The sequence below is a fragment of the Mycolicibacterium sp. XJ2546 genome (assembly GCF_053483195.1).
Genome location: NZ_JBEFRW010000008.1, coordinates 46,952 through 64,267 on the forward strand (window position 1 = coordinate 46,952; position 17,316 = coordinate 64,267).

Sequence of the window (17,316 nt, forward strand, 5' to 3'; positions counted from 1 at the left end):
GGCGCCCCACCGGGACGCCGCCGTCTGTCGACCATGCCCTACGGGCAGCTGACCTCGATCTCGAACGGCTTGTTCACCGGCTCCAGCGGGTTGGCCATGTCCACACCCGTGGCGGTGCCGGAGATCTTGTAGGTGTCGCCGTCCTTCTCTACCTGGGCGTCACCCTGACCCGTTCCCGACTGGAAGCCCAGCGTCACCCCGTTGACGTTGCCCAGCCCCACCGACTGCACGGTCGGAGAATCCCCTTCGCTGACCACCGCGCCGATACCGGTGGTCGCATCACCGATCGCGATGTTGGTGTTGCCGCCCATGGAACTGCACACAACGGTGCCCTGAACCTCTTGGTCCTGTCCGTCGATGGTGACGGTTGTCTTGCCCTCGGCGGCCGCAGCCGTCGACGTCTCACCCGTGGTTTCGGATTTTTCGTCGCCCGACCCACAGCCGGAAAGCCCCGCGATGACGATCGCCGCGCTCCCGACGGCAACCAGGAATCCAACCTTCACGACAGTTCTCCTTTTTGTTGTCGTGACCCGTCAAGATCGGCGGATCATCTCGGTCAGTATGGTTTGCGCCCTCAACAAGATCACCGGGTTTTGCCGAAAAAAATTCCAGCTGCGACGGTTCGACCTGCAGCGACGTCAGCAGGCGACCTTGATGGAGAAGGTGCCGGGAACCCGGAAACTCGGGTTGTCGGTGTCGAAACCGTCGGCGGTTCCGGTGATCTCGTAGGTGCGGCCGGTCATCGAGACGTCGGCGGTCGTGTCGCCGAGCCCGGCGTTGTAGCTGCCGGTGAACCCGCCGACGTTGTTGATGCTGACGCTCTCCGCGGTCAGCTCGCCCCGGTTGGACACCATCACGGTGACCCCCGAGGTCTGGTCGCCGGTGGTGATCGTCGTCAACGGTGCGGTCGTGGAGCACTGCACCGTCTTGGTGAGTTCGGGCTCCTGCCCGTTCACCGCGACCTGCGCGTTGCCCGCGACCAGTTCACCGGGTCCCGGTTCGTACTCTGGCGGGTCCGACGAACACCCGGCCAACACCAGCAGGGCCGCACCGCCAAGCAGAAGAATTCTCACAGTGCAGAATCTACGGCGTGACCGCGCCGAATACCGCGAAGCCGAGCGACTCGTCGGCGCCGTTCTTCACTATCGAGGCCGAATTGCCGGGTCGGCTCGGGCGCGCAGGCACGATCCGCACCAGCCACGGCGATATCCACACCCCGGCGTTCATCCCGGTCGGCACCCAGGCCACCGTCAAGGCGGTGCTGCCGGAAGCCGTGAAAGACCTCGGTACCCAAGCCATCCTGGCCAACGCCTATCACCTGTATCTGCAGCCGGGCCCCGACATCGTCGCGGAGGCGGGCGGACTGGGTGCGTTCATGAACTGGCATGGTCCGACGTTCACCGACAGCGGCGGGTTTCAGGTGCTGTCGCTAGGCGCCGGGTTTCGCAAGGTGCTCGCGATGGACACCGACCGGGTGCAGGCCGACGACATCATCGCCGAAGGCAAGGAGCGGTTGGCCGCCGTCGACGACGACGGCGTGACCTTCCGTTCCCATCTGGACGGCTCCACCCACCGGTTCACCCCGGAGGTGTCGATCGAGATCCAGCACCAGCTGGGCGCCGACATCATCTTCGCGTTCGACGAGCTGACCACGCTGGTCAACACCCGCGGCTATCAGGAGCAGTCGGTGCGGCGCACGCACGCGTGGGCGCTGCGCTGCCTGGCCGAGCACCAACGGTTGGCTGCCGCCAACCCGGACAAGCCGCGGCAGGCGTTGTTCGGCGTCGTGCAGGGCGCGCAGTACGAGGATCTGCGCCGCCAGGCGGCACGCGGGCTGGCCGAGCTCGACTTCGACGGGTTCGGCATCGGCGGCGCGCTGGAGAAACAGAACCTGGCCACGATCGTCGGCTGGGTGAGCAGCGAACTGCCCGACGACAAACCCCGCCACATGCTCGGGATCAGTGAGCCCGACGACCTGTTCGCCGCCGTCGCCGCCGGGGCGGACACGTTCGACTGCGTATCGCCGTCGCGGGTGGCGCGCAACGCCGCGGTGTACTCGGCTACCGGACGTTACAACATCACCAACGCCCGCCATCGCCGCGACTTCAACCCGATCGACGCCGAGTGCGACTGCTACACCTGCGCGCACTACACCCGGGCCTATCTGCATCACCTGTTCAAGGCCAAAGAGCTGCTGTCGGCGACACTGTGCACGATTCACAACGAGCGGTTCATCGTGCGGCTCGTCGACCAGATCCGCGCGGCGATCCGGGTGGGGGAGTTCGACGAATTACGCACCCACGTGCTGGGCCGCTTTTACAGGTGACGCCTCCTTCTGGCGCGAACGTGGGTTACCCGCACGTCCTGACCGAAGAAAGCGTGCATTGCGCCCACACTCGCGCCGAAGAGGCGGCGAGAAGGGGGCCGAGAAGAAGCACTACCCCGGCCGGTAGATCCACGGCTGCCGGGGCATCCGGGCGGGGTCGAACACGGCCAGCAGCGCGTCGAGATTTGTCGCTGTCGGCCACCCCAGCGACCCGGCGATCTGCTGCAGCGCCCGCTTCACGCCGATTTCGGCCAGCGTCACCGCGCCGTCGCGCTTGGCCAACCGCGCGCCGTCCTCGTTGAGCACCAGCGGCACATGGGCATACGTCGCCTCGGGATATCCCAGCAGCCTGGCCAGATACGCCTGCCGCGGCGAGGACGGCAACAGGTCGTCGCCGCGCACCACCTGATCGATGCCCTGCGCGGCGTCGTCGACCACTACAGCCAGGTTGTAGGCCGCCACCCCGTCTCCGCGTCGCACCACGAAGTCGTCGACGATGCCGGTGTAGCGCCCGTGCAACACATCGTCGACGGTGTAGGAGAACGCGTCGGTGCGCAACCGCAGCGCGGGCGGTCGGCCGGTCTGTTCACGCCGTTGCCGTCGCTGCGCATCGTCGAGGTCGCGGCAGGTCCCCGGGTACGCCCCCTGCGGTGCGTGCGGGGCACGCGGCGCCTGAGCGATATCTCTTCTGCTGCAATAACATTCATACAGCAAGTTGCGCGAGTCCAACGAGGCGATGACGTCATCGTAACGCTGTGTGTGCTCGGACTGCCACTCGGCCGGACCGTCCCAGGTCACCCCGATCGCGGCCAGGTCCGCGAGTTGCCGGGTGGCGATGTCGCCTGAGGTTCGGTCATCGAGGTCCTCGATACGCATCACGAAGCGACGCTGGGTGGAGCGCGCGAACAACCACGCGAGCACCGCGGTGCGCAGGTTGCCGATGTGCAGGTCCGCCGACGGGCTCGGGGCGAACCGACCAGCGTTCATCCGCGCAATCTATCGGGATCCGCTCATGCGCAGCGGGGCAGGTGCCCGCCAATATTGCGATTCCGCAACCTTCGCCGTTCGCCGGCGTAACGGGCGTGTGGCGGACCGTTTTGGGGTATGAACGGATACGTCCAGCGATGGACAGCCAACAGAACAATCGGCGTGGCCTGTGGTGTCGATGGCAACCGGCCGGAAGCCGTGACGACGGAGACGAGAACTCATGGACGGCAGCGACTCCGAACCCTCCGCCCAAGCGCCGCACCCGGCAGCCGAGCAGGAACAGTCGCCGGCCGTGCTGCGAAAGGCCATCGGCGCCTCAGCAGTCGGCAACGCGACCGAATGGTTCGACTACGGCCTCTACGCCTACGGGGTCACCTATATCTCGACGGCGATCTTCCCCGGCGACGGCGCCACCGCCACCTTGCTGGCCCTGATGACGTTCGCGGTGTCGTTCCTGGTCCGTCCGCTGGGGGGATTCATCTGGGGACCGCTCGGTGACCGGCTGGGTCGGCGACAAATACTGGCGATCACCATCCTGCTGATGGCCGGCGCCACGTTCTGCGTCGGGCTCATCCCCAGCTACGGGGTGATCGGGATGTGGGCGCCGACCCTGATGGTGGTGCTGCGCATGATCCAGGGTTTCTCCACCGGCGGCGAGTACGGCGGCGCGGCGACCTTCATGGCCGAGTACGCGCCGTCGCGCCGCCGGGGGTTGATGGGCAGCTTCCTGGAGTTCGGCACGCTGGCGGGCTTCTCGGCGGGCGCGCTGCTGATGCTCGGATTCTCGCTGGTGCTCACCGAGGACCAGATGAACGTGTGGGGGTGGCGGCTGCCGTTCCTGGTGGCCGCACCGCTCGGTCTGATTGGCCTGTACCTGCGGACCCGGCTGGACGAGACCCCGGTGTTCAAGGAACTCGAGACCTCGGGCAAGCAGGAGAAGAGCATCGGCGCCGAGTTCAAGGATCTGCTCGTCCAATATTGGGGACCGATTTTGCGGCTCGGCGGCCTGGTGGTCGCACTCAACGTGGTGAACTACACGCTGCTCAGCTACATGCCGACCTACCTCGAGATGTCGATCGGGTTGTCGAGCAACATGTCGCTGGTGGTGCCGATCTTCGGCATGCTGTCGATGCTGATATTCCTGCCGTTCGCGGGTCTGCTGTCGGACCGCATCGGACGCAAACCGCTGTGGTGGATATCGCTGATCGGTCTGTTCGCCGCGGTGGTGCCGATGTTCATGCTGATGTCGACCGGCCCGCTCGGAGCCGTCATCGCCTTCGCCATCCTGGGCCTGCTCTACGTCCCGCAGCTGGCGACGATCTCGGCGACGTTCCCGGCGATGTTCCCCACCCAGGTGCGGTACGCGGGATTCGCCATCGCCTACAACGTGTCGACGTCGATCTTCGGGGGCACCGCACCGGCCATCAACGACTGGATGATTCTGCAGACCGAGAACACCCTGATGCCGGCCTTCTACATGATGGCGGCTTGCGTGATCGGGATGATCGCGCTGATCAAGGTGCCCGAGACCGCGCGCTGCCCGATCGGCGGTACGGAGATCCCCGGCACCCCGGAGGCGCCCCCGCCCGTCGACTACGACCGCGAGCTCAGCCCCGCCTGAGCTACAGGACGGCGCTCAACGCATCAGACCAGATGTCGGCCGCCTCGTCGACCTGCTCGGCGGTGACCACCAGCGCCGGAATGAACCGCACCACCTGGCCCCACGCTCCGCACGTCAGCAACAGCAGCCCGCGCCGGGCGGCCTGCTGCTGCACGGCCGCCGCCGCCGTCCCGTCGGGCTTGCCTGCGGCGTCCCGAAATTCGACGCCGATCATCAGACCCAGACCGCGCACGTCGGTGATCGCGTCGTACTTGTCGGCGACCGTGCGCAGTGCCTCGCGCAACTGCACGCCCCGGTCGGCTGAGTTCTGCACCAACTGTTCGTCGGCGATCACGTCGAGGGTGGCCACCGCGGCCGCGCACGCCACGGCGTTGGCGCCGTAGGTGCCGCCTTGGGAACCGGGCCAGGCCTTGTCCATCAACGCCGACGACGCCGCAATGCCCGACAGCGGGAAGCCGGAGGCCAATCCCTTGGCGGTGACCACGATGTCGGGCCGGGCGTTGAAGTGGTCTCCGCCCCAGAACCGGCCGGTGCGCCCGAAGCCGGTCTGCACCTCGTCGACCACCAGCAGGATGCCGTGTGCGTCCGCGCGTTCGCGCAGACCGGCGAAGAACCGTTCGTTGGCCGGCACGTAGCCGCCCTCGCCGAGTACGGGTTCGACCAGGAACGCGGCGGTGTCGGCGGGTGCGCTGATCGTCTGCAGCACATAGTCGAGTTGGGTCAGCGCGAAGTCGGTGGCCTGGTCGACCGGCCAGCCGAAGTGGCCCGGGTCGGGGAACGGCGCGACGTGCACACCGGCCATCATCGGTGCGAACCCCGACCGGAACCTGGTCCCCGAGGTGGTCAGCGACGCCGCGGCCACGGTGCGTCCGTGGAAGCCGCCGTGGAACACGATGACGTTGGGGCGGCCGGTGGCCTGCCGCGACAAGCGCAGCGCCGCCTCGACGGCTTCGCTGCCGGAGTTGGCGAAGAACAGCCGGTCCAAGCCGGACGGCAGTACCTCACCCAACCGTTCGACGAGGGTGAGCAGCGGCCGGTGCATGACGGTGGTGTACTGGCCGTGGATCAACGTGGCGACCTGGCGTTGAGCCGCCTGCACCACGTGCGGATGGCAGTGCCCGGTGCTGGTCACCCCGATACCCGCGGTGAAGTCCAGGTAGCGTCGACCCTGCTCGTCGTGGAGGTGCACGCCCTCGCCACGCGCCGCGAGCACGCCGGTGGCCTGCTTGAGAATTTGCGAGAGTTCTGCCACGACGCGCCCCTTGCCGATGGAATAGTAGATTGTCGACAATCAGACTACCGTCGCACCGCCGGGACGAAGGGGAATTGCCGTGATCGATGCCGTTGACAAGCGCCTGTTCATCGGCGGCAAGTGGGTCGACGCCGCAGCACACGCCACCTTCGACGTGGTCGACCCCGCCACCGGCGACACCCTGTGCGCCGTGGCCGACGCCTGCCCGGCCGACGGTATGACGGCGCTGGAGGCCGCGGTCGACGCGCAGCCGGAGTTCGCCGCGACGCCGCCGCGGGCGCGCGCCGACATGCTGATGGGCGCCTTCGAGCTGTTGCACGCGCGCGTCGACGATCTGGCGCTGTTGATGACACTGGAAATGGGCAAGCCGCTACCCGAAGCACGCGGTGAGATCGCTTACGCCGCAGAGTTTTGCCGGCACTTCGCCGAAGAGGCCACCCGCATCGACGGCGGTTACCAGACGGCGCCTGCCGGGGGCGCACGGTTTCTGATCACCCGTCAGCCGGTCGGGCCGTGCCTGCTCGTCACGCCGTGGAACTTCCCGATGGCGATGGGGACCAGGAAGCTGGGACCCGCGATCGCGGCGGGCTGCACCAGCGTCGTCAAGCCCGCTCACCAGACGCCGCTTTCGATGCTGGCGCTGATGGAGATCCTCGATGAGGTCGGCGTACCTGCCGGCGCGGTCAACTGCGTGACGACAACGCAGGCCGGTGCGGTCATGGAGCCGTTGATCCGCTCCGGGCTGGCCCGCAAATTGTCGTTCACCGGCTCGACGCGGGTGGGCCGGGTGCTGCTCGAACAGTGCGCGCAAAAGGTGCTGCGGACCTCGTTGGAGCTCGGCGGCAACGCACCGTTCATCGTCTTCGCCGACGCCGATCTCGACGAAGCCGTCGACGGCGCGATCGCGGCCAAGATGCGCAACATGGGTGAGGCCTGCACGGCGGCCAACCGGATCTACGTGCACGCGTCGGTCATCGACGAGTTCGGGCGCCGGCTGGCCGAACGGATGCGCGCACTGACCGTGGGCCGCGGCACCGACGACGGCGTGGACGTCGGCCCCTTGATCGACGCCGCCGCGCTGCGCAAGGTGGAATCCCTCGTCGACGACGCCGTCGGGCGCGGCGCACGCGTGCTGACCGGCGGATCACCGATGGGCGGGGCCGGCTTCTTCTACGCGCCGACGGTGCTGACCGGCGTTCCGCGCGACGCGAAGATGGCCGCCGAGGAGATCTTCGGCCCCGTCGCCGCGCTCACCCCGTTCGAAACCGAGCAAGAGGTGATCACCGCCGCCAACGACACCGAATACGGTCTGGTGGCCTACGTGTTCACCAACGACCTGCGACGGGCGTTGCGGGTCGCCGAGGCGCTCGAGAGCGGCATGGTCGGCCTGAACCAGGGCGTGGTGTCCAACCCCGCCGCGCCGTTCGGCGGCGTCAAGCAGTCCGGTCTCGGCCGCGAGGGCGGTGCCGTCGGCATCGACGAGTTCCTGGAGACCAAGTACATCGGCATCGCTTTGAGCTAGCGGGTCAGCCGCTCGATCAGCCGGTCGACCGCATCCTCCATGTGCGCGATCAGCAGCTTGTCGGACAGTTGCACATCGCCCGACCTGATCGCGCTGGCCAGCGCCTGGTGCTCGACCACCCGGTCGTTCGGGCTGTCGTAGGTGTCGGCCAGCGCATGCACGCACATCCGGGTCTCGACCAGGTAGGTCTGGTGCATCCGGGACAGCCGCGGGCTGTCGGCCAGCTCCACCAGCCGTTCGTGAAAGCGGATATCGGCCTCGCTGCCGTCCTCCACATCGGTGGCCTCGGCCATCTCCTCGACGATGGCCAACAACTCGTCGCCGGCGGCGGCGTGGTCGCGCAGCATCAGGATCCGCCGGGCCGCGGCGCGTTCGATGGCCTCGCGCGCCAGGTACATGTCGGAGGCCTCGCCAGGGGTCATGTCGATGACGAACACGCCGCGGTTGCGGATCGCGATGAGCAGCCCCTCCTGGGTCAGGCGCTGCATGCCTTCGCGCAGCGGCCCGCGGCTCACGCCGAGCTTGCGGGCCAGCTCCGCCTCACCCAGCTGGGTGCCCGGTGCCAGCTCCCCGTGGGCGATCGCCTGGCGCAGCTTGTCGGCGACGATGCTGGGCGTCGACTCCTGCTCGACAGGTGCGATGAATTCGGTCACCGGGCCTCCTCGAACAGGCTTCCCATCCCGGGGATCGCCGGTACCTGTCCCGTCAACCGAAGCCCCTTCCAGACGGTGACCTGGTTGGCGGTCAGCACCGGCTTGCCGACGGCGGCCTCGAGGCGGTCGATGATACCGAGCGTGTGCATCGCGGTGTCGGGCACGAGCATCGCCTGCGCGTCGGGATGGTCTGCGGCGGTGACCATTTCGACCACTCGTTCGGGCGCAAGGGTGCCGACCTCGGCGGCGGTGATGATCCCGTGGCTGCCCATCGCCACGACGTCGACGCCGTCGGCGCACAGAAACTCGACGAAATGCGCTGCGACGTCATGGGGATAGGATGCCGCCACCGCGACCCGGCTGATGTTCAGGTGACGCAGTGCATCGACGAACGCGATCGACGTCGACGATGCCGGAACACCCGCGGCCGCAGCAACTTTCGCGACCTGATGTCGTGCGCCCTGTGGTCCGAACACGAAACTGCCCGAGGTGCACGCCCACATCACGGCCTGCGGGCGCGAACCCGCGAGTTGGCTGACCCCGTCGGCGAGGCGTTCGGTGCTGCCGAGATCGAGCAGCGCGTCCACCCGGTGGGCGTCCTCGCCGACGGAGGTGATGACGACGGGCAGGCGCACGTCACCGGCCCGGGCCTCCAGCGTGGTGAAGTCGTCCTCGGCGCTGTGCCCGGGATAGAGCAGTCCTACGGTCGCCATACAGGTCCCCTCTGCTGCTGAGCGGTGTCGATGGGCAGATTGTCGACAATGTTAACAACCGGCATTTGCCGGCCCCGGGTTCGAGGCGGATTCGTTACGCCTCGAGCAGCCGCTGGCCTGGGCCCACGGCTTTGCGGCCGGCCACCCGCAGGGCCGCCCACATCGTCACCTGGTTCGCGGTCACGACCGGCTTGCTCAGTTCGGCTTCCAGCCGGGCGATCAGGTCATATGTTGGCAGGTTTGTGCAGCTGATGACGACCGCCTCGGCGTCGGGCACGTCGGTGCTGTGGACCAGCTCGGCAGTTTCCTCGTAGGGCACCGCCCAGATGTTCGAGGTCAGCCCGAGCCCGGATGTCGCGACCACCTCCAAACCGGCCTCCATCAGGTAGCTCGTCAACCCGATGGTCAGGTCGGCGGTGTAGGGGGTGACGGTGGCGACGCGGTGCACCCCGAGGTGCCGCAGCGCGGCCAGCATCGAACCGCTGGTGGTCACCGCGGCCGGCGCGCCGGCCGCCTGCATCGCCGCGACCAGCGCGGACTCGCCGGCCATCCCCTTGACGAAGCTGCCTGCCGTGCAGGCGTAGGCGGTTACCAACGGCGCGACCGCGAGCACGTTGGCGGCACCGGCGACGACGTTGTCGGCGTCCGAGACGTGCACCGCCATGTCCACGGTCACCGGCAACGGGGCGTATCGCAGCCGGGTCACGTAGAGGCTGACATCGTCGGGCACCCAGCGCCACAATTCGCGGTCCAGGGCGAAGTCATACGGTGTCACAACACCTATGCCGACCTGCTGCAATGGTGGGCGCGGCACCACTTCCCCGAGCGTCATTTCCACAGTGTGAGGCCAGAACGCCCATCCGGCAACAGATTGTTGACAATCATACGGCGTGTCCTTAGCCTTCGGGGCGTGTCGACCACCCGCGAGAGCGACCTGATCGCTGCGCGAGGTGGTTCATCTGGGCAGGTCAGACAGAATTTTGGGGGCTTCGAACGGCCCGTGGTCGCGGTGTTGTGCGCCAACGATTCGGACCGCCCACCGGGTCTGGCCGATCTGCCCGTCGAGTTCCGGTATTGCACGGTCGCCGACCTCGCCGAAGCGGTGCAGGGGGCGCGGGCGTTGCTGCTGTGGGACTACTTCTCCACCGCGGTGCGCGACGTCTGGCGGCAGGCGCGCACCCTGGAGTGGATTCACGTCACCGCCGCCGGGGTCGACACGCTGCTGTTTGACGAGCTGTGCGTCTCCGATGTGGTGGTGACCAACGCGCGCGGCGTCTTCGACCGCCCGATCGCCGAGTATGTGCTCGGCGCCGTGCTCGCGTATGTCAAGGACAGCCGCACCAGCTTCACGCTGCAGCGCGACCGGCACTGGCGGCACCGGGAGACCCGCGGCATCGCCGGCAGCCGGGCACTCGTCGTCGGCACCGGCGCAATCGGCCGGGCGATCGCCCGGCTGCTGCGGGCGGCGGGTATGCAGGTGCGCGGTGCGGGCCGGGTGGCCAGAGCCGACGACCCCGACTTCGGCGAGGTGGTCGCCACCGGCGACCTGGCCGCCGAGGCCGGCTGGTGCGATCATCTGGTGCTCGCGGCGCCGCTGACCGACTCGACCCGTGGCCTCGTGGACGCGGCGGTGCTGGCCGCGATGAAACCCGACGCGCACCTGGTGAACATCGCCCGCGGAGCGATGGTCGTCGAGTCGGCGCTGCTGGACGCCCTGGCAGCAGGCCGCATCGGCGGCGCGACGCTCGACGTGTTCGAGACGGAGCCGCTACCGCCCGACCATCCGCTGTGGGAGGCCCCGAACGTGACCATCACCCCGCACATGTCCGGTGACCTGGTCGGCTGGCGCGAGACGCTGGCCGAGCAGTTCGTGGCCAACCTGCGGCGCTGGCTGGCCGGCGAGCCGCTCGCCAACGTGGTGGACAAAGAGCTCGGCTACGTGCCCACCGGCGGCGCGCGATGATCCCGACCGCTGCCGAGCTGGTGCAGGGATACCGCAGCAAGGCCATCTCGCCAGTAGAGGCCACCCGAGATGCGTTGGCCGCCATCGAATCTCATGATGCTGCGGTGAACGCCTTCGTGCTCGTGGACGCCGAGGGCGCCCTGGCGGCGGCCAAGGCGTCGGAGGCGCGCTGGCATGGCGGCGAACCGCTCGGCCCTGGCGACGGGGTGCCGACGTCGATCAAAGACGCGCTGTGGACCAGGGGCTGGCCCACCCTGCGCGGCAGTTGGCTCATCGACGCCGCGGGCCCGTGGGACGAGGACGCCCCGAGCGTCGCGCGGTTACGCGAGACCGGCGCCGTGCTGCTCGGTAAGACGACGACGCCGGAGTACTCCTGGAAGGGCGTCACCGACTCACCTCGCTACGGGGCGACCGGCAACCCGTGGGACCCCACCAAGACGGCGGGCGGATCCAGCGGCGGCAGCGCGGCGGCCGTCGCGCTCGGAATGGGGGTGTGGTCGGTGGGCACCGACGCGGGCGGGTCGGTGCGCATCCCGGCGGCATTCACCGGGACCGTCGCGCTGAAGCCCACCTACGGGCTGATCCCTGCGTATCCGCCCAGCCCGTTCGGCACCCTGGCCCACCCCGGCCCGATGACCAGGACCGTCAGTGACACCGCGGCGCTGATGGATGTGATCACCGGGTTCGACGCGCGCGACTGGGCGGCGATGCCGACACCGGCGGAGTCGTTTCTGGTCGGCCTCGACGACGGCGTCGCGAGTCTGCGGGTCGCGTTCTCCCCGAACCTCGGTTTCGTGCGCAACGACCCCGAGGTCGACGCCGCCGTGCGGGCCGCGGTGAGCGTCCTGGCCGATGCCGGCGCCCGGGTCGAGGAGGTCGACCCGGGTTTCGCCGACCCACTGGACGCCTTCCAGGTGTTGTGGTTTTCCGGTGAGGCGAAGGTGCTGCAGGGCTACGGCGCACTCGACGACACCTGGGCTCAGCGGGTCGACCCCGGGCTGCGCCGCACCGCCGCGATCGGCGCGAAGTTCTCGGCGTCGGAGTACCTGGACGCGATGGCGGTGCGCATGCGGCTAGGCGAGCTGATGGGCCGGTTCCATCAGAGCTACGACGTGTTGGTCACCCCGACCCTGCCGCTGCCTGCGTTCACCACCGGCGCCGACGTGCCGGACGGCTGGCCGTCACCGGACTGGGCCAGCTGGACGCCCTACACCTACCCGTTCAACATGACCCAGCAGCCCGCGCTGAGCGTGCCCTGCGGCTTCACCTCGGCGGGGCTGCCGGTCGGGCTGCAGATCGTCGGGCGCCGGCACGCGGACGCGCTGGTGCTGCGGGTGGGCCGCGCGTACGAGGCGGCGACCGACTGGCATCGGCGCACCCCGGAACTGATCGCACAAGGAGTTCGATGAGCAGGCTGATCACCGTGTCCCTGGACAAGCGGGGCGTGAGGTGTGTGGCGCGGTTGCTCGACGCCGCTGCCCCACGCACCTGCGCGGCGGTGTGGGATGCGCTACCGGTATCGGCACAGGTGTTCCACGGCAAGTACGCGCGCAACGAGATCTACACGCTGCTACCGGGTTTCGCCGACGTCGACCCCGGACCGGAGAACACCACGGTGACCCCGATCCCGGGAGACCTGTGCTGGTTCACGTTCAACTCCGATCAGCTCGGCAACCCGGCCTACGGCTACGAGAACACCACCGGCACCGGCACCACCGGTGCGATCGTCGACCTCGCGTTGTTCTACGGGCGCAACAACCTGCTGATCAACGGCGACCAGGGGTGGGTGCCGGGCAATGTGTTCGGCGCGGTCATCGAAGGTCTCGACGAGATGGCCGACGCCTGTCAGGACCTGTGGATGGGCGGGGTGCGTGGCGAGACGCTGAGCTTCGCGCGCGCCTGAAGCACTCGCGGCGTCACACCGGCTGCAGGCTGATCGGTTCCTCGCTCTCCCCGGGGTCGGGGTCGCCGCAAGAACCGGGCTCCCACGCGTAACGCAGGCTTCCCGCCAAGCTCGCCGGATCGAACGAGTACGTCAGATCGGCCGGGCCGGTGCTGCCGTCGGCGCACAGACGTCCGTTGAAGACATCGTGGCGCTCGACGAGCCACGGGCCGTCGGCCTGCCTACGGATCTGAGCGATCATCCCGGTGGAGCTCGAAACCGTTCCGCCACAAAAGCCTTCGGCATTGCACTGCGAGGTGATCGACCACGTGTTCGTCGTCGGTCCGTTGACGAACCGGTACTCGCCGTCGAGTCGCCCGTCCGCCCATGCCGGGCTCGCCAATCCGATGGCGGCGCCGGTGAGCGCCACCGCAGCGACCGTCGCGGGTCTGATCACCATGACGCCAGCATCACACGTCCGGCTCGCCGGCATCGCCGCCCAACCCGGGCACGATGTCACCGAGCCTGAACGAGACCGGCTGCTCGAGCTGCTCGTAGCTGCACGAGCGCGGGTCGCGGTCGGGACGCCAACGGTTGAACTGCGCGGTGTGCCGAAACCTTTCACCCTCCATGTGGTCGTAGCGGACCTCGACCACCCGCTCGGGGCGCAGCGGCACAAACGACAGGTCCTTGCCCGCGTTCCAGCGTGAGCCCTCGTTGCGGCGCGGGGTGCGGTCACCGGCCAGCTGCGCGGCCCAGTTCCACGGATGCTCGTCGAATATGGTGACCAGCGGCTGCAGTTCGGTGAACAGCTGCCGTCGCGTGGCCATCGGGAACGCGCCGATCACCCCGACGGAGGCCAGCGTGCCGTCGTGCCGGTAGAGGCCCAGCAGCAGCGAGCCGATGGCGTCGGCGCCCGATTTGTGCAGCCGGTAACCGGCCACGACGCAGTCCGCGGTGCGCTCGTGCTTGATCTTGAACATGACGCGTTTGTCGGGCTGATAGTCGAGGGTCAGGGGTTTGGCGATCACCCCGTCGAGGCCGGCGCCCTCGAACTCGTCGAACCACCGGTGTGCGGTGGCCAAATCGGTAGTCACCGGGGTCAGGTGATATGACGGACCCGAGTCGGCGAGCGCGTCGGTGAGCGCGGCACGACGTTCGGTGAACGGACGTGCGGTGTAGTCGTCGTCGCCCAGGGCTAGCAGGTCGAAAGCGATGAACGACGCCGGCGTTTGTTCGGCGAGCAGGTTGACGCGGCTGGGCGCCGGATGGATGCGCTGCTGCAGCGCCTCGAAGTTCAGGCCGTGGTCGGTCGCAGTTCTGATGGGTAGGACGATCTCGCCGTCGATGACGCACCTGTCGGGCAGTTCGGCGACGGCCGCGGCGACCAGTTCGGGGAAGTAGCGGGTCATCGGCCGCTCGTTGCGGCTGCCGAACTCCACCTCGTCGCCGTCACGGAAGCAGATCGACCGGAACCCGTCCCATTTCGGCTCGTAGGACGCATCGGGTGGGATCGAGGCGACCGATTTGGCCAGCATCGGCCGCACCGGCGGCATCACGGGCAGGTCCATCAGGGGTAGTCACATCTTTTCGCCGGGCAGCTTGCTGGCCTGTTTGATCCATGAGAAGACCTGGTCCTCGTCGAGTTCGTCCTGCTGGATGTCCAGGTAGCGCACCTCCGGGTGTTTGGAGGCCTTCGGCGGCACGGGGTCCAGCGAGGCCCCCTTGAGGAAGGTGATCTGCACGTAGTTGGTGTAGCACCGAAACGACAAAAACCAGCCTTCGTCCTTGTGGCCATAGAACGGCTGGTTCCATTTCACGGCCTTGTGCACGTCGGGGACCGCGCGTTCGATGAGGGCATCGAGGCGCTCACCGACCCCTTGCTTCCAGCCGGGCATCGCCGCGATGTAGTCCTGCACGGGGCCGTTCCCCTCACCCTTGGGGATCTGCGGGTTGCCGCCGGACAGCAGTTTGGGTTTCTTGCGATCGGTCATCGGCTCACCTCCCAGTTAAACCCGTCGGGGTCGGTGAAGGTTCCCGCCGGGCTGTTAACGACGATACGGTGCGATCCAGCACCGTCCGCGGACACGCCCGCGTTCTTGGCCAGCGCGCGACGCTTTAAGAGCGCCAACGTGACCGGTCCGGGTGCGAACGAAACATATTTACGGCCAAAGCTTTTGGCCACCTCCAGCCCACGCTCGACATAGAAGCTCTTGCTGGCTGCGACGTCGTCGACGCCGAGTTGAAGGATGAACTCCTCGATGGTATGGACCTTCTGATCGCCGCTGGGGCCCCGGTCCTTCTTCGATGACGACGCGATGGTCCAGATGGTCCCGTCCGGCCCGGTCACCCCGCCGCCGTAGCCCCACAGCGACTTCTTGGGGGGCTTCAGTTCCGTCGCGCCGGCCTGAAGTGCGGCGTCGACGTACGCGTCGACCGTGGACGGCCGCGACACCACCAACGAGAGCGTGAAACCGCGAAAACCGGTGGTCGCCGCGTCTCCGGCACGCGCGCGCACCGGCAGTTCCGCACCGAACGCGGCCGCGACAAACGCGTCGACTTTCGCGGGGTCAGGGGTTTCGAGAACGACAGCTTCGATGCCCGTCATGCATAGGTCCTTCCGATGTGTGTGGCCCCGCCTCAAATTGAGAGTAACACTCTTGATTTGAGAGAGATAGACTCAATTCGTGGTGAGCACCGGACGACCCAGCCAGGCCAGAACCCGGCTGGCACGGGCAGCCGTCATCGAAGCCGCCCGCACCTTGTTCGTCGAACGTGGTTACGCGGCGACGACGATCGAGGCCATCAGCACCGCCTCGGGCGTACCCCCGGCCACCATCTACCGGCTCTTTTCGTCCAAGCGCGGCATCCTCAAGGCGATCCTCGACGTGTCGATCGCCGGCGACGACCAGCCTGTGGCATTGCCGCAGCGCACGAAGGTTCAAACAGTTCTCGCCCATCCCGATCCTCGTAATCAGGTGGCGGGTTTCGTCGCGATCGCCTCGGAGGTGAACTCGCGCACCGCGCCGGTCTACCGCATCCTCGTCGGCGCGGCGAGCTCTGACCCGGATGCCGCCGCGCTACTGGAGGACCTCAACCGCCAGCGGCGCACCGGTCAGGGGCGGCTGGCCCGTGCGCTGGGCAGGGCCGGCGCATTGCGGCCGGGTCTTCGGGAGGCTGAGGCCGCCGACAGCATCTATGCGTTGATGTCTCCGGAAATCTACCGGCTGCTCGTCATCGACCGGGGCTGGTCGCCGAAGCGCTACGAACGCTGGCTCACCCAGTTGCTCGTCGACGGCCTGCTCGCGCGATGACATTGCTCGTCGTGGGCGGTCTACGTGAGTATGGAACCTGTGGACCTCCCCGTGCTGCCGCCGATCGAGCCGATGCTGGCCAAGGCGCAGGCCAAAGTTCCCGACGCGGCAGGCGTCTGGTCGTATGAACCCAAGTGGGACGGATTCCGGGCGTTGGTGTTCCGCGACGGCGACGAGGTGGTGCTGCATTCGCGCAACGGTAAGGACCTCGGCCGGTATTTTCCCGAGCTGATCGAGGCGCTGCACGACGAACTGAGCAGCCGCTGCGTGCTCGACGGCGAGATCGTCGTCCCGCGCGAGATCGACGGCCGCACCCGGCTGGACTGGGAGTCGCTGAGCCAGCGCGTGCACCCCGCGGCCAGCCGGATCAAGATGCTCGCCGAGCAGACGCCCGCGCACTTCATCGGCTTCGACGCGCTGGCGACCGGAGACACGTCGCTGCTCAAGGAGCCCTTCCGCGTCCGGCGCGAGGCGCTGTCGGAAGCGCTGCACGCCAAGCAGTGGTGCCACATCACCCGCACCACCGAGGACCCCGAAATCGGCGCGCAGTGGCTCGAGGAGTTCGAGGGCGCCGGCCTCGACGGCGTGATCGCCAAACGGCTCGACGGCCCCTATCTGCCGGGCAAACGCGAGATGGTCAAGGTCAAGCACGCCCGCGACGCGGACTGCGTGGCGATGGGCTACCGGATCCACAAGAGCGGGGAGGGTATCGGTTCGATCCTGCTCGGGTTGTACCGCGACGACGGCGAACTGCAGATGGTCGGCGGTGCAGCCTCTTTCACCGCCAAGGACCGGCTCAAGCTGCTGGCCGACCTCGAACCGCTGCGCGAAGGGGACGAGCTTCGTGAAGGTGACCCGAGCCGGTGGAACTCCTCGGCCGACAAGCGCTGGATCCCGGTGCGGCCGGAGAAGGTGTGTGAGGTCGCCTACGACCAGATGGAGGGAAACACCGTGAACGGCAGGCGGTTTCGGCACGCCGTGAAGTTCCGGCGCTGGCGTCCCGACCGTGACCCGCGCAGCTGCACCTTCGACCAGCTCGACGTTCCGATCAACTACGACCTCTACGACGTTCTGGAGTCCTGA

The 17,316-nt window shown here is 67.9% G+C and carries 19 protein-coding genes; 8 read left to right on the forward strand and 11 right to left on the reverse strand.

Features of this window, described 5'->3' with window-relative positions; genetic code table 11:
• Positions 1 to 38: 38 nt before the first annotated feature.
• Positions 39 to 503 carry a lipoprotein LpqH gene (locus ABQE44_RS14905; RefSeq protein WP_448391826.1) on the reverse strand — a complete coding sequence of 155 codons (465 nt, stop codon included), beginning with the start codon at positions 501 to 503 and terminating at the stop codon, positions 39 to 41.
• A 135-nt stretch (positions 504 to 638) separates the two neighbouring features.
• Positions 639 to 1,073 (reverse strand): lipoprotein LpqH, encoded by a 435-nt coding sequence (locus ABQE44_RS14910; protein WP_448391827.1) that lies wholly within the window; start codon positions 1,071 to 1,073, stop codon positions 639 to 641.
• 17 nt (positions 1,074 to 1,090) lie between these two features.
• Between ABQE44_RS14910 and tgt the strand changes: the two genes are divergently transcribed.
• Positions 1,091 to 2,326: a tRNA guanosine(34) transglycosylase Tgt gene (gene tgt / locus ABQE44_RS14915; RefSeq protein ID WP_448391828.1), complete on the forward strand. Its 1,236-nt coding sequence runs from the start codon at positions 1,091 to 1,093 to the stop codon at positions 2,324 to 2,326.
• 111 nt (positions 2,327 to 2,437) lie between these two features.
• Here the strand turns inward: tgt and gluQRS are convergent, their stop codons facing one another.
• A complete protein-coding gene (gene gluQRS / locus ABQE44_RS14920; RefSeq protein WP_448430601.1) occupies positions 2,438 to 3,313 on the reverse strand; it encodes a tRNA glutamyl-Q(34) synthetase GluQRS in 876 nt (291 codons plus the stop codon).
• 220 nt (positions 3,314 to 3,533) lie between these two features.
• On the opposite strand from gluQRS, the gene ABQE44_RS14925 reads away from it, so the two are divergent.
• Complete coding sequence (locus tag ABQE44_RS14925; RefSeq protein ID WP_448430603.1) at positions 3,534 to 4,934, forward strand: MFS transporter; 1,401 nt, start codon at positions 3,534 to 3,536, stop codon at positions 4,932 to 4,934.
• Between the two features lies 1 nt (position 4,935).
• Here ABQE44_RS14925 and ABQE44_RS14930 read toward each other — a convergent pair whose 3' ends face one another.
• Positions 4,936 to 6,186 carry an aspartate aminotransferase family protein gene (locus ABQE44_RS14930; RefSeq protein WP_448430605.1) on the reverse strand — a complete coding sequence of 417 codons (1,251 nt, stop codon included), beginning with the start codon at positions 6,184 to 6,186 and terminating at the stop codon, positions 4,936 to 4,938.
• Between the two features lie 73 nt (positions 6,187 to 6,259).
• Between ABQE44_RS14930 and ABQE44_RS14935 the strand changes: the two genes are divergently transcribed.
• Positions 6,260 to 7,708, forward strand: a complete 1,449-nt coding sequence (locus tag ABQE44_RS14935) for an NAD-dependent succinate-semialdehyde dehydrogenase (RefSeq protein WP_448430771.1) — start codon at positions 6,260 to 6,262, stop codon at positions 7,706 to 7,708.
• Here ABQE44_RS14935 and ABQE44_RS14940 read toward each other — a convergent pair.
• From ABQE44_RS14940 to ABQE44_RS14950, 3 genes are all read right to left on the reverse strand, one after another.
• The gene (locus ABQE44_RS14940) at positions 7,705 to 8,361 is read right to left on the reverse strand and encodes a GntR family transcriptional regulator (protein WP_448430607.1); all 657 of its coding nucleotides are present in this window, start codon (positions 8,359 to 8,361) and stop codon (positions 7,705 to 7,707) included. The two genes, ABQE44_RS14935 and ABQE44_RS14940, sit on opposite strands and share 4 nt — an antisense overlap.
• Complete coding sequence (locus ABQE44_RS14945; RefSeq protein WP_448430609.1) at positions 8,358 to 9,074, reverse strand: maleate cis-trans isomerase family protein; 717 nt, start codon at positions 9,072 to 9,074, stop codon at positions 8,358 to 8,360. Before ABQE44_RS14945 ends, ABQE44_RS14940 begins: the two co-directional genes overlap by 4 nt.
• A 94-nt stretch (positions 9,075 to 9,168) precedes the next feature.
• The gene (locus tag ABQE44_RS14950; protein ID WP_448430611.1) at positions 9,169 to 9,906 is read right to left on the reverse strand and encodes a maleate cis-trans isomerase family protein; all 738 of its coding nucleotides are present in this window, start codon (positions 9,904 to 9,906) and stop codon (positions 9,169 to 9,171) included.
• Between the two features lie 105 nt (positions 9,907 to 10,011).
• Between ABQE44_RS14950 and ABQE44_RS14955 the strand changes: the two genes are divergently transcribed.
• The 3 genes from ABQE44_RS14955 to ABQE44_RS14965 are packed head-to-tail and all read left to right on the forward strand — an operon-like array spanning position 10,012 to position 12,940.
• Positions 10,012 to 11,037: a D-2-hydroxyacid dehydrogenase gene (locus tag ABQE44_RS14955; RefSeq protein WP_448430772.1), complete on the forward strand. Its 1,026-nt coding sequence runs from the start codon at positions 10,012 to 10,014 to the stop codon at positions 11,035 to 11,037.
• The gene (locus ABQE44_RS14960; protein WP_448430613.1) at positions 11,034 to 12,446 is read left to right on the forward strand and encodes an amidase; all 1,413 of its coding nucleotides are present in this window, start codon (positions 11,034 to 11,036) and stop codon (positions 12,444 to 12,446) included. Before ABQE44_RS14955 ends, ABQE44_RS14960 begins: the two co-directional genes overlap by 4 nt.
• On the forward strand, positions 12,443 to 12,940 hold the full coding sequence (locus tag ABQE44_RS14965; protein ID WP_448391836.1) for a DUF3830 family protein: 498 nt from the start codon (positions 12,443 to 12,445) through the stop codon (positions 12,938 to 12,940). Before ABQE44_RS14960 ends, ABQE44_RS14965 begins: the two co-directional genes overlap by 4 nt.
• A 13-nt stretch (positions 12,941 to 12,953) precedes the next feature.
• On the opposite strand, the gene ABQE44_RS14970 is transcribed toward ABQE44_RS14965, so the two are convergent.
• From ABQE44_RS14970 to ABQE44_RS14985, 4 genes are read right to left on the reverse strand one after another with little or no spacing between them, the layout of a single operon-like run.
• Complete coding sequence (locus ABQE44_RS14970; RefSeq protein WP_448391837.1) at positions 12,954 to 13,379, reverse strand: hypothetical protein; 426 nt, start codon at positions 13,377 to 13,379, stop codon at positions 12,954 to 12,956.
• A 10-nt stretch (positions 13,380 to 13,389) separates the two neighbouring features.
• Entirely contained in the window at positions 13,390 to 14,490 is a 1,101-nt protein-coding gene (locus ABQE44_RS14975) for an ATP-dependent DNA ligase (RefSeq protein WP_448430614.1), read from the reverse strand.
• A 9-nt stretch (positions 14,491 to 14,499) separates the two neighbouring features.
• Positions 14,500 to 14,913 (reverse strand): DUF1801 domain-containing protein, encoded by a 414-nt coding sequence (locus tag ABQE44_RS14980; RefSeq protein ID WP_448430615.1) that lies wholly within the window; start codon positions 14,911 to 14,913, stop codon positions 14,500 to 14,502.
• On the reverse strand, positions 14,910 to 15,527 hold the full coding sequence (locus tag ABQE44_RS14985; protein ID WP_448391840.1) for a glyoxalase: 618 nt from the start codon (positions 15,525 to 15,527) through the stop codon (positions 14,910 to 14,912). Before ABQE44_RS14985 ends, ABQE44_RS14980 begins: the two co-directional genes overlap by 4 nt.
• Before the next feature lie 79 nt (positions 15,528 to 15,606).
• Here ABQE44_RS14985 and ABQE44_RS14990 point away from each other — a divergent pair, with 79 nt between their 5' ends.
• Together ABQE44_RS14990 and ABQE44_RS14995 are read left to right on the forward strand one after the other, a co-directional pair.
• The gene (locus ABQE44_RS14990) at positions 15,607 to 16,233 is read left to right on the forward strand and encodes a TetR/AcrR family transcriptional regulator (protein WP_448430617.1); all 627 of its coding nucleotides are present in this window, start codon (positions 15,607 to 15,609) and stop codon (positions 16,231 to 16,233) included.
• Between the two features lie 30 nt (positions 16,234 to 16,263).
• A complete protein-coding gene (locus tag ABQE44_RS14995) occupies positions 16,264 to 17,316 on the forward strand; it encodes an ATP-dependent DNA ligase (RefSeq protein WP_448430774.1) in 1,053 nt (350 codons plus the stop codon).